The 14,670-nt window shown below is 50.1% G+C and carries 13 protein-coding genes; 3 read left to right on the plus strand and 10 right to left on the minus strand.

The annotated features are described in order from the left end of the window. Positions 1–27: 27 nt before the first annotated feature. Both lipA and HQ48_RS06145 read right to left on the minus strand, forming a co-directional pair. Positions 28–897, minus strand: a complete 870-nt coding sequence (gene lipA, locus HQ48_RS06140; RefSeq protein WP_044187387.1) for a lipoyl synthase — start codon at positions 895–897, stop codon at positions 28–30. Between the two features lie 974 nt (positions 898–1,871). Beyond that, positions 1,872–2,588 (minus strand): pyridoxine 5'-phosphate synthase, encoded by a 717-nt coding sequence (locus tag HQ48_RS06145; protein ID WP_044232412.1) that lies wholly within the window; start codon positions 2,586–2,588, stop codon positions 1,872–1,874. 74 nt (positions 2,589–2,662) lie between these two features. On the opposite strand from HQ48_RS06145, the gene HQ48_RS06150 reads away from it, so the two are divergent. Continuing rightward, positions 2,663–3,532, plus strand: a complete 870-nt coding sequence (locus HQ48_RS06150; RefSeq protein WP_044187392.1) for an NAD kinase — start codon at positions 2,663–2,665, stop codon at positions 3,530–3,532. A gap of 84 nt (positions 3,533–3,616) precedes the next feature. Here the strand turns inward: HQ48_RS06150 and HQ48_RS06155 are convergent, their stop codons facing one another. From HQ48_RS06155 to HQ48_RS06180, 6 genes are all read right to left on the minus strand, one after another. Further along, the gene (locus tag HQ48_RS06155) at positions 3,617–3,892 is read right to left on the minus strand and encodes a hypothetical protein (protein ID WP_044187394.1); all 276 of its coding nucleotides are present in this window, start codon (positions 3,890–3,892) and stop codon (positions 3,617–3,619) included. A gap of 6 nt (positions 3,893–3,898) precedes the next feature. Then, a complete protein-coding gene (locus tag HQ48_RS06160) occupies positions 3,899–4,762 on the minus strand; it encodes a DUF4296 domain-containing protein (RefSeq protein ID WP_044232415.1) in 864 nt (287 codons plus the stop codon). Positions 4,763–4,786: 24 nt separating this feature from the next. Then, entirely contained in the window at positions 4,787–5,398 is a 612-nt protein-coding gene (locus HQ48_RS06165; RefSeq protein WP_044232423.1) for a lipoprotein signal peptidase, read from the minus strand. Positions 5,399–5,435: 37 nt separating this feature from the next. After that, positions 5,436–5,819, minus strand: a complete 384-nt coding sequence (locus HQ48_RS06170; RefSeq protein WP_044187402.1) for a TraR/DksA C4-type zinc finger protein — start codon at positions 5,817–5,819, stop codon at positions 5,436–5,438. A 68-nt stretch (positions 5,820–5,887) separates the two neighbouring features. Then, positions 5,888–9,295 (minus strand): isoleucine--tRNA ligase, encoded by a 3,408-nt coding sequence (ileS, locus tag HQ48_RS06175; protein ID WP_044232416.1) that lies wholly within the window; start codon positions 9,293–9,295, stop codon positions 5,888–5,890. Between the two features lie 165 nt (positions 9,296–9,460). Then, the gene (locus tag HQ48_RS06180; protein WP_044232425.1) at positions 9,461–10,681 is read right to left on the minus strand and encodes an aminotransferase class V-fold PLP-dependent enzyme; all 1,221 of its coding nucleotides are present in this window, start codon (positions 10,679–10,681) and stop codon (positions 9,461–9,463) included. Between the two features lie 181 nt (positions 10,682–10,862). Here HQ48_RS06180 and HQ48_RS06185 point away from each other — a divergent pair, with 181 nt between their 5' ends. Then, on the plus strand, positions 10,863–12,101 hold the full coding sequence (locus tag HQ48_RS06185; protein ID WP_044232418.1) for a cytochrome c biogenesis protein ResB: 1,239 nt from the start codon (positions 10,863–10,865) through the stop codon (positions 12,099–12,101). After that, the gene (gene ccsA, locus HQ48_RS06190; protein WP_369794212.1) at positions 12,098–12,892 is read left to right on the plus strand and encodes a cytochrome c biogenesis protein CcsA; all 795 of its coding nucleotides are present in this window, start codon (positions 12,098–12,100) and stop codon (positions 12,890–12,892) included. Before HQ48_RS06185 ends, ccsA begins: the two co-directional genes overlap by 4 nt. A gap of 43 nt (positions 12,893–12,935) precedes the next feature. On the opposite strand, the gene hydF is transcribed toward ccsA, so the two are convergent. Together hydF and HQ48_RS06200 are read right to left on the minus strand one after the other, a co-directional pair. Beyond that, complete coding sequence (gene hydF, locus HQ48_RS06195) at positions 12,936–14,147, minus strand: [FeFe] hydrogenase H-cluster maturation GTPase HydF (protein WP_044232419.1); 1,212 nt, start codon at positions 14,145–14,147, stop codon at positions 12,936–12,938. A gap of 205 nt (positions 14,148–14,352) precedes the next feature. Beyond that, a partial coding sequence (locus HQ48_RS06200; RefSeq protein WP_044232427.1) for an IS5/IS1182 family transposase occupies positions 14,353–14,670 on the minus strand: 318 nt, incomplete at its 5' end.

The raw sequence follows: 14,670 nt of genomic DNA on the forward strand, positions 1-14,670 counted from the left end.
AGGTACAAAGGTAGCATCTTTTTGGTGCTATGTATGGCGCTCTGCATGATAGCTAGAGCGCACTAGAGGGCCACTCTCGATACGTGGGATCTTCTTCTCCATACCGAGGATACGGAGCTTCGCAAACTGCTTGGGGTGTACATACTCGACTACAGGCAGATGCTTGCGAGTAGGTTGCAGATACTGACCTATGGTGAGGACGGATACACCGACACGCTTGATATCGTCCATCAGCTCTAGCACCTCCTCTTCGCTCTCGCCCAAACCAAGCATAATGCCCGTTTTGGCTCTGACACCACTGCTGGCGATACGCTCCAACACACGCAGGCTCATATCGTAGGTCGCCACATGGCGCACCGATGGGGTCAGTCTGCGTACGGTCTCGAGGTTGTGCGAGATAACCCTTGGCTTGAGTGCTATGATTTTGTCTACCAGCTCTAGGTTGCCATTGAAGTCGGGGATAAGCACCTCGATCGTTACCTCTGGAGTCGTACGCTGTATGGCCTCTATGGTAGCCACCCAGTGGGCTGCCCCATAGTCTGGCAGGTCATCTCGGTCTACACTTGTGATGACAGCATGCCTTAGGCCCATCGTCTTGATGCTGTCGGCTACTTTTTGTGGCTCCTCTGGGTCAAGAGCAGGAGGTGTTCGGCTCGTCAGGGTATTGCAGAAGCGGCAAGCACGAGTACAGTATGCACCACCTATCATGAAGGTTGCAGTCCCTGCACTCCAGCACTCACCGAGATTGGGGCATCGCCCGCTGGTGCAGATAGTATTGAGCCCATGCCCCTCGATGGTTGTCTTGGTATCTGTAAACGTACTATTATCCCCGAGCTTGATCTTGAGCCACTCAGGTTTGCGTACGCGACCTGTTTTTGTTGTCTTGGAGTTGTCCATTTATTTTGATGTTGTCTATTGTTTAGAAAACAGCCTAGACTAATTCTTGTTTGTTCGTTTGCGCCCAAAGATAGTGGACAATACGCAATTTAGGAGCAAATAATCGGAGGTAATGGGTTCTAATCCCAGCCCAATCATACATCACCCTAGGCCTAGTGAAATGTTGGGCTGGATAGCTCTAATAAAAAACCAAAATCACAGAATTTAGATTTTCGCACACTCATCGAAGCATTGTAGAGAACGCTATCCTAAACAAGGCTCCCAAATGCCTGACCTCGTATTTGCCCTCTAGAAGGCTCTACACGGCGTCCGACCTCGCTCTGGCACCTTAATAGCAGTTACCCTAAAATAGGGGCCTAAACGAGATATTTACACTAGGCTATATATCAGTCATATACAAACAAGAAATGCGATTTTTTATAGGTCGGTGGCACATTTCGAGGTATTTCTTCCCATCAATCCGCCGAGATTAGTGGACACATCTTAGCAGATTAGTCCACCGATCGCCAAAGATCTTCCCATCATTTTCTCAGAAGTTAATCTCCTTCTTTAGAAATCCACTAGGCATTCATCTAAATTTAAGCACAAATCATTTACACACATTAACAAAAACATATGAAGAATGAGCACAAGAATAAAGAGCAATTTCTGGGGGCTACACTACTCTAGATCCAAAAATGAATAGACAAAGCGAGCAGGAAAGAATAAAAAAACCAAGAGGCTGTGGCAAACTCTGAATTTGTCCACAGCCCCTTGGAGGTATTTCGGAATGCACAAAATGCAAGAAGCTAAAATAAGGTTAGAGCGAGCATACCAAGGTATGTAACCGAAACCAGCGACGAAGTCCGTGCGGAAAAAATATCGCAAGTAAAACAGCAGTTTACCTATTATGACATACCTCCCTAAGGCGACAATAATATGTAGGCTACCTAGGTCTATACTCCCAAATCTACAAGGTCTACGAATAATAGAGGCTACTTGCCTAGAGCTCGCTGATAGCGTGCGACAGTCTTCTCTAGACCTAGGTAAAGGGCTTCGCTGATGAGAGCATGACCGATAGATACTTCGTCAAGCTCTGGAATGGCCTGATGAAAAAAGCCAAGATTATCTAGACTGAGGTCATGACCTGCATTCACACCCAAACCAAGTTGCTTGGCTAGCTGGGCAGCCTCGATATACTCTGTTACCGCACGCTGAGGGTCTTGTGGGTATAACGCTGCGTACGGCTCGGTATAGAGCTCCACACGATCAGCACCCGTGCGTGCCGCCCAGCGGATATTGTCGAGGTCTGTCCCTACGAAAATTGATGCACGTACCTGCCAGCGATGCAGATCGTCGATAATTCCCTTGAGAAAGTCGAAGTTTTGCTCTACCTGCCAGCCCGCATTACTCGTCAGAGCATCGGGGGCATCGGGTACCAGTGTAGCCTGTGCAGGGCGCACATCTTGGATTAGACGCATAAAGCTCTCAATCGGATTTCCCTCGATATTGAACTCCGTAGTCAGCACTTCACTTAGCTCATAGACATCTCGATAGCGTATGTGTCGCTCATCAGGACGAGGATGCACGGTAATGCCATCAGACCCGAAGCGCTCCAAGTCTAGAGCCACTTGCTTGACGTTGGGGACATTGCCACCTCTTGCATTACGAATGGTGGCCACCTTGTTTATATTGACACTAAGTTTAGTCATGATATATTCTTTTGCTTACATTTGTATGAGTGACAAAGGTATATTTTTATCCCAAATCAAGCATATCGTACCCTATGTATAGAATAGCCGTCTTTGGTAGCACATATTCGCAGCATCATGCAGATCGTCTGCGTCTGCTCTTCGACGAACTCAGGCGGTCAGATGTGGCACTCTACTACGATGTAGCATTCCTAGAGGCACTGCAAAGCTCGTATGGCCTTACCCCTCCAGTGGCTGGGATACTCCCAGAGGGAGAGGCTATAGATGCCGACTTCGCCATTAGCCTCGGAGGAGATGGCACCCTGCTGCGTGCAGCTCGCCGTGTCGGCTCTCAGAAGATACCCATTCTCGGTATTAACCTCGGGCGGCTGGGCTTCTTGACCGATATGGACTCTGTCGATGCGGCTCCGCTCATTCATCGGCTCTTCACTGGCGAGTATCGTGTAGAGCAGAGAGGGCAGCTACGTGTAGAGGTTGATGGGCAATACTTCGGAGAGGTGCTCAACGAGGTAGCTATCCTCAAGCGAGAAACGGGATCAATGATCAGCATTCACACCCTCATCGACGACAACTATCTCGCCAACTACGAGTGCGACGGCTTGGTCGTAGCCACCCCAACGGGGTCTACTGCATATTCGCTCAGTGTGTATGGGCCTATCATGATGCCCCAGACACAGTGTACCCTACTTGCGCCAATCGCCCCACACTCCTTGACGATGCGCCCACTTGTCGTCCCCGACGAGGTGAGGATCGACCTGAGCGTCAGCTCTCGTAACAATAGCTTCTTGATGGTACTAGACGGACAAACAAAAATACTGAGCTGCGGCGTCCCTATCCGCATCACTCGCTCCGAACACACAATCTCTATTGTACATCTAGGCCAAAGCTCCTTCGCCGAAACTCTACGCCGCAAACTCCTTTGGGGAGCTCCAGTGCGTGAGTAGTCTAGCTCCCCAAGCAGGGATAATAAAATCGGCAGTCTGAGCGAACTCAAACTGCCGAGATATAATCAAAATCCCAAAGCCTCTCTAGAGCAACTTCATCTGCCAGAGGCGATGCTCCGATAGCACCTGCCGAAGCTCTTGTAGCGACACTTGCTCTATGGGGGCACTAGCAATAGGCTCATCAGTCCGATAGAGCAGGATCGTGCCACTATGAAAAATGGTATGTGACACCTCTCCAGTAAATAAACTTAGGTTAGGCTGATTGTCTGCGTCCCACTCTATGAGCGGATAGGCAGCTCTCTGGGAGCCTACTTGTAGCCAATGGGCCGCGTAGCGAGGGCGTTTAGTCGATGTAAACATAGACCTCTACAAATCTACAACTTCATCATACGAAGCCAGTTCTTCCGTCCCAACTGGCAAGGCTTTCGGCTCCTCGGAGGCGCTCTGCCCACCGTACTTAAACAGACGGAAACGATCAATCATCAGCATCTTACCTAAACCTATCTTTGGCGTTGTGCCCTGTAGACTCCCCCAAATACGCACTGCACTTTTGCCGTTAGGCACCTGCAGAGCAATGGTATAACGGCCCGATGAACCAATAGCAAGCGACTGAGTGAGTGCGGTCGTATCTGCAAAGAAACAGCCAACCGTCAGCCTAAGACTATCCTGCTCGAGGTTAGGCATCCCAGCCAATCGAGCCTCCACACGCACTAGGGTTGTGGAGTCATAGCCGACAGATGGAGTAAGAGCGAAGTAGCGATTGATAAGCTCTCCCGAGCTATAGAAAGTAACACTGTCGGTAAGCAAATTGACTGAGTCAAGCAATCCATTGGCCATGCTAGATCTATACTCAGCTAACTGGTCTAGGCTGTCTTGCACACCTTGCAGGCGACGCTGCATTCGGCTCAAGCTATCGGCCGAGAGGCGATAGAAGTCCTTGTAGAGCGTCAGACGATTCTTGGCATACCAAGCCATCGTGCTGTCCCAATCCGCTAGAGTTAGTCCACGACTTTGGAAGAAAGAACGATAGACTTCCTGTCTAATACTATCAGGCTGACCTTGCTCCGAGAGAGTCGCTGTGAGCAAACTAAACTCTGGGAGTATATCCAGTACCTCATCTACACTGAGTTTGCGCCAGCCCGACCTACCACAGCTAGCAAGCACACCTACTAGTAAACCTAGTACAAGCAAAAGGCGTGAGCAACGGAGCAATGCAAATATGGAAGTCATTGTGTTGAGTATCGAGGATAAATCCTATTGTTCGCTCGCCTTGGGGGTCTTCTTGCCAATGCCATCGAGCATCTGGCTGAAGGTGCGAGGATAGAAAAGGAGCAAGGCAATTACCCCCACGCTGATGCAAGCATCTGCGAAATTGAAAATCGGACTAAAGAAAATGAACTCCTCACTGGCATGGAATGGGAACCAGTCAGGGTAAGTCGTCCGAATGATTGGGAAATAGAACATATCCACGACCTTACCATGTAGCAGTGTGCCGTAGCCCTCGCCCCAAGGAACGAGGCGAGCGACCTCTCCACGACTAGAAGTGAATATCTCCCCATAGAAGACCGAGTCTATGATATTGCCAAAGCCACCAGCGACGATCATCGCTAGACAAGCTACGAAACCAAAGCTATACACACGACCACGAACCAACTTGATCAAATAATAGGCAGCAGCGCTCATCGCTACAAGGCGAAATACTGTCAGCAGTAGTTTACTCCCTAGAGTAATGCCATAGGCCATTCCCTCGTTCTCGATGAAATAGATCTTGAACCAAGAGGTGATTTCGTGCATCTGCGTCTCGATCATCGTGGTCTTGACCCAGATCTTGATGACCTGATCGACCAGCAACAAAAAAAGCACCATCAGGAGTAGAACACCCCCCTGATGGTGCGTAAAGAAATTACTTCTTCTGTTCACCTAGTTTTGCTTCTATACTTAGCGTGGTGTGAGGTACAGCTCGCAGACGCTCCTTAGGGATGAGCTTCCCCGTCTGACGGCAGATACCATACGTCTTGTTCTCGATGCGGACCAAAGCGCCTTGAAGTCCTTGTATGAACTTCAGCAACCTCTCAGCCATACGTCCACTCTCTCCTCGTGAGAGATTAGCAGCACTCTCTTGTAGTGACTTAAACGTAGGAGATGTATCGGCCACATCATTGCCCGAAGAGACTGCGCCACGGCGTAGCTCCTCATAGTCCTTAGTAGCTTGCTCGAGCTTGCTGAGGATCAGCTCCTTAAATTCTTGGAGCTCTTCGTCGGTATACGCTAGCTTCTCTGTACTCATACTCTCGCTAATTGTTTTTGATAGGTTTATATTAGTGTTACATAATTCACATAACAGGCCTCCCGATTCTAGGCTTTAGCAATGCCGACGCGAAGAATAAAACCGTCCATATCCAAATCAATCGCCTCCTGTAGGCTATCGACTTCGGTTAGGCTCACCGCCTGCACTTCGCCTGCAATGTAGTCGGCATGCTGTGCTAGCGCGAGGCTCATCTCGGGGTGCTTCTCCACAACCAAGCTAATCTTATCACTGACCTCATAGCCACTCTGCTTGCGCAGATTCTGCACTCGGTTGATCAGCTCACGACTCAAGCCTTCTAGACGAAGCTCGTCCGTTACAGTGATGTCTAGAGCAACCGTCAGAGCTCCCTCATTAGCCACAAGCCAGCCGGGGATATCCTCGCTATAGATCTCTACATCCTCTCGCTCTAGACGCACATCCTGACCCTCTACAGTCATATCCAAATGACCATTGCGCTCAATCTTCGCAATCTCTTCCTGCGAGAGCTCTGCCACGGTAGCGGCTATCGCTTTCATGATCCTGCCATAGCGTGGGCCAAGGCGTTTAAAGTCGGGTTTGATTCTCTTGACGAGAGCTCCCTCTCCATCGCCTACGAACTTAAGCTCCTTGACGTTCACTTCGCTCAAGATAAGCGAACAAACGGGCTCAATCACAGCACGCTGAGCTTCGTCTAGCACTGGGATGATCAGTGTCTGTAGTGGCTGACGCACCTTGATATTAACCTTACGGCGCAGAGCTAGCACCATAGAGCTGATGGACTGAGCCGTAGACATACTTGCCTCAAGCGGAGCATTGATATAGGCTTCTTTCACTGAGGGGAAGTCAATCAAGTGTACAGACTGCTCTCCGCTAGTTAAGTCACGGTACAGACGGTCTGCATAGAAAGGTGCAATAGGTGCCATCAATTTAGCCACCGTCAGCAAGCAGGTGTAGAGGGTCTGGTAAGCCGAGAGCTTGTCCTCGGTCATCTGACCTGCCCAGAAGCGACGGCGACACAGGCGCACATACCAGTTGCTGAGCTGCTCGCCGACAAATTCACTAATCGCTCTAGCTGCTCTTGTAGGTTCATAAGCCTCGAGCTGTGTATCTACCTCCTTGATGAGGCTATGCAGGCTAGATAGAATCCAGCGGTCGATCTCTGGACGAGATGCGAACTCTAGTTCCTCAGCCTCGGCATCAAAGCCGTCGATGTTGGCATACAGGGCGAAGAACTGATAGGTATTGTATAGCGTGGCGAAGAACTTACGACGCACCTCTTCTACCCCGTCTAGGTCAAACTTCAGATTATCCCAAGGCGAAGAGTTGGAGATCATATACCAGCGTAGCGCATCTGAGCCATATTTCTCGATTGTTTCGAAGGGATCGACAGCATTGCCTAGGCGCTTGCTCATTTTATTGCCATTCTTATCTAAGACCAGACCGTTAGAGATAACAGCCTTGTAGCTGATGGCGTCCGAAATCATCGTAGAGATAGCATGGAGAGTAAAGAACCAACCACGAGTTTGGTCCACTCCCTCGGCAATAAAGTTAGCAGGGAAGGCTCGCCCACTATCGATTAGCTCCTTCTTCTCGAATGGGTAGTGCATCTGAGCATAAGGCATAGCACCAGAGTCGAACCACACATCAATCAAATCCGCCTCACGTTTCATTGGTTTGCCCGAGGCAGACACAAGCGTAATCTCATCGACAAATGGGCGATGCAGATCGATCTTCTCGTAGTTCTCCGCTGTGTAAACACCTACTTCGAAGCCTGCAAAAGGATTCGATGCCATAACGCCAGCTGCTACAGCCTTCTCAATCTCGAAGTAAAGCTCCTCGACAGAACCAATACATAGCTCCTCGTGTCCGTCCTCTGTACGCCAGATTGGCAGAGGTGTACCCCAGTAGCGGCTACGTGATAGATTCCAGTCTTGCAAATTCTCGAGCCACTTGCCGAAGCGCCCTGTACCTGTACTCTCGGGCTTCCAGTTGATCGTCTTATTGAGCTCAATCATGCGATCACGACAAGCCGTAGTGCGAATAAACCAACTGTCAAGTGGGTAATATAGGACTGGCTTATCTGTACGCCAGCAGTGTGGATAGCTGTGCGTATGCTTCTCGATCTTGAAAGCTAGACCTCTACTCTTAAGTAGTAGACTAATAGCCACATCTACACTCTCGTCCTTGTCTGTCTTGGCTGCGTCATAGGCATTCTTGACGTAGACTCCCGAGAAGTCTGCGTACTCCGTTATGTTCACTCGCTCAGCGACGAACCGCTCATCTAGATCTTCTATACGATACAGACGGCCGCTCAGATCTACCAGAGGACGCTCATTGCCGTCCTTATCAAGAACGAGAAGGCCCGGCACACCATGCTGTTTGGCCACTCGATTGTCATCTGCACCAAAAGTTGGGGCAATGTGCACGATACCTGTACCATCCTCGGTGGTCACGAAGTCACCAGTAATCACACGAAACGCTCCAGTCTCAGGTTTTACCCAAGGCAGTAGCTGCTCGTACTGCATCTCTGCGAGATCTACACCCTTGTATTCCCCCACAATCTGGTAGGGAAGTTGCTTCTGTCCTTGCACATAGCTAGCTACGGCCTCTGCGCCTTCTAGATCAGCAGAGAATAGTTTATGTAGCAGAGCTCGAGCCATCACCACTGTGATAGGAGTACCGCTATAAGGGTTGAAGCTACGTACAGCTACATACTCAATATCTGGCCCTACACACAAAGCGGTATTTGAGGGAAGTGTCCATGGCGTCGTCGTCCAAGCGAGGAAGTAGGCCTCACCATGCCCCTGCATCTCTGGCTTAGGTGCACATATACGGAACTGAGCGATGCAGGTCGTATCCTTAACATCACGGTAGCAACCGGGCTGATTAAGCTCGTGTGTACTAAGCCCTGTACCTGCTGCAGGCGAATAGGGTTGTATGGTGTAGCCCTTGTAGAGTAGGCCTTTTTTGTAAATATCTTTGAGCAGGTACCAGAGTGTCTCTATATAGCGGTTATCATAAGTAATATACGGATGCTCCATATCTACCCAGTAACCCATGCGCTTAGTTAAATCCTCCCACTCTCGAGTAAACTTCATCACATCTCGACGGCAGGCAGCATTGTACTCTGCTACGCTGATATTCTTACCTATATCTTCCTTAGTAATACCGAGTGATTTCTCCACCCCTAGCTCTACTGGCAGGCCATGAGTATCCCAGCCAGCTTTACGCTCAACAAGGAAACCCTTCATCGTTTTGTAGCGGCAGAAAATATCCTTAATACTACGAGCCATCACATGATGGATACCGGGCATACCATTGGCAGAGGGAGGACCTTCGTAGAAAACAAAAGAAGGCGCACCCTGACGCACGTTGAGGCTCTCTAGAAACAGGCTCTCAGACTCCCACTGCTCTAGCATCTGCTTATTGACTTGCGAGAGGTTTAGCTGATCGTATTCAGGAAATTTCCTACTCATTATTTGATAACTTTCTTATTGATATCCTTTATATAAATCGCCACAAAGATAAAATTTTTCCGCCGATATACCCTTTGGTATCGGCTTACTTGTAGCGCTATGGCTGTAGTTGGAGGACCCAAAGACCGAAGCTCTACATCAACAGCAAGCGATCCTGCACATCAACTAGAGCAGCATCTTGGCTGCACGATGCAGAGAGCTGATGAAGGTGTCCACCTCCTCTTGAGTATTGTACATCGCAAACGAAGCTCGTGCAATGGCAGTATGTCCAAAGCGATCTAGCAGAGGCTCCGCACAATGATGGCCAGTACGGATAGCAACTCCCATTCGGTCTAGTATTGTCCCTAGATCGAACGGGTGAATGCGACCAATACCAAAAGATATAGTCGCCTCCTTGTGCTTAGCACGCCCTAGAATATAGACCTCAGAAAACTCCTCCGTGAGTCGTCTGGTCGCATACTGCAGTAGTTCATCTTCGTAGCTAGCAATCTGCTCGACTCCAACTGAGTCTACAAAATCTAGGGCAGCAGCGAGAGCCGTGGAGCCAACATAGTCTGGTGTACCAGCCTCATACTTAAAAGGCAACTCATTGTAAGTCGTTTGCTCAAATGTCACCTTGGCGATCATCTCGCCTCCTCCCATATATGGAGGCATGGCATCTAATAGCTCCGAACGGCCATAAAGCACGCCTACCCCTGTAGGGCCATAGACCTTGTGTGCACTAAAGACGTAGAAATCCGCTCCCAAGGCCTGCACATCGACCTTGGTATGTGCTATAGCTTGAGCGCCATCAATCAGTACGGGGATACCATGCTCGTGTGCCAGATCTATGACCTGCTTAATCGGGTTGATCGTCCCGAGGACATTACTCACATGGGTGAGCGAAACAATTTTCGTCTTCTCTCCGAGCAAGCTGATATAGTGCTCAAGATCTAGCTCCCCTAGCTCATTGATCTTAATGACACGTAGCCTTGCACCCGTCCTCTGGCAAAGCATCTGCCAAGGAACGATATTGGCATGGTGCTCCATAGTAGAGATGACAATCTCATCTCCTTCTCTCACAAAAGCAGCCCCGAAGCTAGTGGCGACAAGATTGATCGCCTCCGTCGTACCACGTGTAAAAATAACCTCACGCTCGCTAGAGGCATTGATAAAGCGAGCCACACGCCGACGAGCCTCTTCATGCCGCTCGGTAGCAAGCTGACTGAGATAGTGGACGCCACGGTGTACGTTGGCGTTAGCGGTACGATAGGCTCTGTCAATAGCCTCTAGCACACAAAGAGGCTTCTGTGTAGTCGCACCATTGTCTAGGTAGACAAGGGGCCGACCATGTACTTGCGTATGTAGTATAGGGAACTCATCCCTTATTTTATCTATATCATATATCATCTTCATGAGTCATAATTGGTCTTGAAAAGAACTCAAAGATAAGCAAAAAGCAGTACATAAAGCCTTGCCCAATTCGAACCAAAACGTTACCTTTAGAGCAGATTACACTAGACTTACCCTAGAAGCTAGGGCGAGAGGTGGGCACATTCTGATTAACTGTTACTAACTATTCTCTACTATGTGGCAGCAACCATGGGGCTATCGAGAAGGGCTAATCATCGGATTAGGGCTCTTCGTCACGGGCATTCTCCTCCAGCTAAGCATCGGCGGTATCGACTGGTCGCTGATAAGCTTCCCCGTCAATGTTATTCTTGGTATAGGCCTAGTCCTAGTCGTCGTGGCGATGCACCTCTTGCGGGGGCGTATCCATCTCTTCCGTTGGCTCAGTAGCTACCAAGCTGCCGTAGCCTCTCTTCTATGGGTCGGGGGTATCACCATAGTCATGGGGCTTACCAAACAGATGCCTTCTGGGCACTCGGCAGTAGATCCCCTAGGATTCTCTCAGATGATTGCCTCGTGGCCTTTCACGCTCCTATACCTGTGGCTAGTTCTCGCCCTATGTCTGGCCACGGTACGTGTAGGTTGGCCCAGACAATGGAGGCAAGTACCTTTTTTTCTCAATCATGCTGGCCTTATCATCGCTCTAGTGGCTGGCGTGCTAGGCAATGCCGATATGCAGCGACTCAAAATGACGTGTAAGATAGGGCAAGCCGAATGGAGGGCAACAGACGAGAGCGGCCAACTTGTGGAGCTTCCCCTAGCCATTGAGCTACAACATTTCCAGATCGACGAATATCCCCCTAAGCTCATGGTCATAAGCAACGACTCGGGCAAGACGCTTCCGGAGGGCAATCCCCAGCATTTATTCCTAGAGGACAGCTTAGCATCTGGGAAGCTACTAGAATGGGAGATACAGGTCACAGCCTCTATCCCGATGGCTGGCTCTATGGTCACGGAGGATACGATACGCTTCGTAGACTTCCAGTCTATGGGCGGCACATACGCAGCCCACATCGAGGCTACTAATAAACAGACTGGAGAGCGAAAAACGGGATGGGTCAGTGCAGGTAGTTTCGTTTTCCCCTACAAGCCTCTACGCTTAGACTCGCTTACCAGCCTAGTAATGCCAGAGCGTGAGCCACGCAGATACGCCTCACTTGTCAAAGTCTACACCCAAGAGCAAACAATCACAGAGGGGACTATCGAGGTCAATCGCCCGATCAAGATCTCTGGGTGGAAAATCTATCAGCTTAGCTACGACGAGACCAAAGGACGGTGGAGCGATGTGAGTGTCTTCGAGCTGGTACGTGATCCGTGGTTGCCAATCGTGTATGTGGGTATCGGTATGCTGATGCTCGGGGCGATAGGCCTATTCATCAACGCACAAAGAAGAAAAGATAAGGAGGAGGCACTATGATTACTTGGGATTACCTACCATACTTTGGCCTAGGAGCAACTATACTATGGGCTCTAGGCGCATACGGAGCGGCCAAAGAGCGAAGGGCTCTATGGGTGTATGGCTTTACGCTGGCGGGGCTATTGGTCTTTTTGTCTTTCGTCATAGGCATGTGGATATCGCTGGATCGCCCCCCGATGCGTACTATGGGAGAAACACGTCTGTGGTACTCTCTATTCCTCCCTGTGGCAGGTCTAATCACATACGGACGATGGCGGTATAAGTGGATCTTGAGCTTCGGCACCGTACTGTCGTTTGTCTTCATCTGCATCAACATATTCAAGCCAGAGATACACAACAAGACCTTGATGCCAGCCCTGCAGAGCCCGTGGTTTGCCCCGCACGTCATCAGCTATATGTTTGCCTACGCCATGCTTGGAGCAGCCTTCCTGATGGCCATTTACTTGCTCTTCTTCCGCCGAGGTCTGACGCAAGAGCGAGAGATCGACCTAACGGACAATCTCGTCTACGTCGGGCTCTCATTCCTTGGTCTAGGTATGCTCATGGGTGCCGTATGGGCTAAGGAGGCATGGGGGCACTATTGGTCTTGGGACCCAAAGGAAACATGGGCTGCGGTGACGTGGTTCTTTTACCTAATCTACATACACTATCGTTTGGCTAGTCCTCGTGACTACAACAAGGCGCTCGTCCTGCTGCTCATCTCCTTCGTCATGCTCCAGATATGCTGGTGGGGCATCAACTTCTTACCCTCAGCTCAGGGGTCTAGCATTCATACCTATAATATGGAGTAGGTAGGACGAGAACAGCTATGGCAACCTCAAGGACAGGGTATCGTCAATAGCTGATCTTATCCAAAATACCCGTGAGGTACGCCAAGCAAATACCGTAGTTGGTAATAGGCACCTGCTGATTGGAGGCTCGGGCGATGCGTCGTAGAACGTGTGCTCGATTGAACATGCATGCCCCACAGTGGATAATGAGATCATACTGTCCCAAATCCTCGGGGTAGTCCATACCTGACACGACCTCTATCGTCATAGACTGCCCATAGCGCTTGCGCAGGAGGGCTGGGATCTTGGCTCGACCAATATCCTCGCTCGCTGGAGCATGGGTACAAGCCTCTGCAATCAGCACCCGAGATTGGTCTGTAAGCCTCTCAATAGCACGAGCTCCCTCGACAAATAAATCTATATCCCCCTTATAAGCGGCAAAAAGGACGGAGAAGGACGTGAGCAAGCTCCCCTCTGGCTTGAGGGGATAGACCGAGGGAAATGCCTGCGAGTCGGTGATGATGAGTCGGGGAGGCACAGCCAAGCTTGCCAACGAATGTGCAAGCGTGTCGGGCGTACAGCTGACGATCGTACAACCCTTGTCAAGGAGTTCACGTGTGGTCTGTACCTGTGGCAAGATTAGCCGCCCCTTAGGTGCTGACTGATCTTGTGGCATTACCAGCACGACCACATCTCCTCGTTCGGCAAGCCCTCGAGTGATGGTCTGGCTCCCAAAATCCTCTGGGAGCATACGAGGCAGAGCATCTTTGAGCTGGGAAATGCCCTCTCTCGTATGTGCGCTCAAGGCTAGGGCTTGCATATCGGATAGGCCTAGACGAGTACTAAGCTCAGCGAGAAGCACCTCGGGCTGCTCGACTCGGTCAGTCTGGCTAAGGACAACTAGCGTAGCGATCTTACGTCCCTTGAGCTCTTGTAGCCAAGCTCTCTCTAGGCCTAGATCTTCCCCTCGGGCGACCAAAGGAGCTGCAACGAGCAAGAGGGCGATATGAGCCTGCTCCATAGACCTGAGCGATCGAGTCACACGCTGCTCCCCTAGTCCACTACCGTCATCATAGCCTGCTGTATCTATAATCACACAAGCCCCCAAATGCTGGAGCTCAATAGCCTTGGCCACGGGATCTGTCGTCGTACCGGGCGTATCCGACACGAGGGCAATATCTTGCCCCGTCCAGCTATTAATCAGAGTACTCTTACCACTATTACATCTACCATAGAGGACGATATGTAGCCTCTCTGCTCTTGGTGTCTGCTGCATCTTACTATTGTTTTGTCCCACTTTAAGCGAAGCAAAAATACTCAATTCACCCCATCTATGAGACTATTGCACAATCGCCCCTTCGCCACCTCAGCTCTCTAGAGTCGTGTTTTTGCTGCTTGAGGCTGTGTTCTTCAACTTCGGTATCCTCCCCCTTTCCCCCGATCTTGTGAGCAATGAGCCACAAGGTCGGGGGATTTTGTGCTTATTTGCCTGCTTGAAGTACAAGCAGCCCTGGCATACGTTTGAGATTGTGCGCCATAACTTCAAGAATATTCTGTGTATGCGTTCGCTCTAACCCTCGGTAGCGACAGCGTCCGCCCAAGAACCACCGACGAATACTGCCCAAGGTGCGTTCTATCAAGCACCTTGTCTTACTGATCACACGGTTGAATGCCTTCTGACTCTCGCTAAGAGTCTTCCCCCGAATGGCCTTGAGCATAATGCCATCCACCAAGCCATGACCAGCCAAACACTCCGAATTCTTTTTGCTACAATAGCCTTTGTCCGCTAGTACACTTAC

Origin of the sequence: Porphyromonas sp. COT-290 OH3588, from assembly GCF_000769075.1 — a bacterium.
Taxonomy (GTDB): domain Bacteria; phylum Bacteroidota; class Bacteroidia; order Bacteroidales; family Porphyromonadaceae; genus Porphyromonas.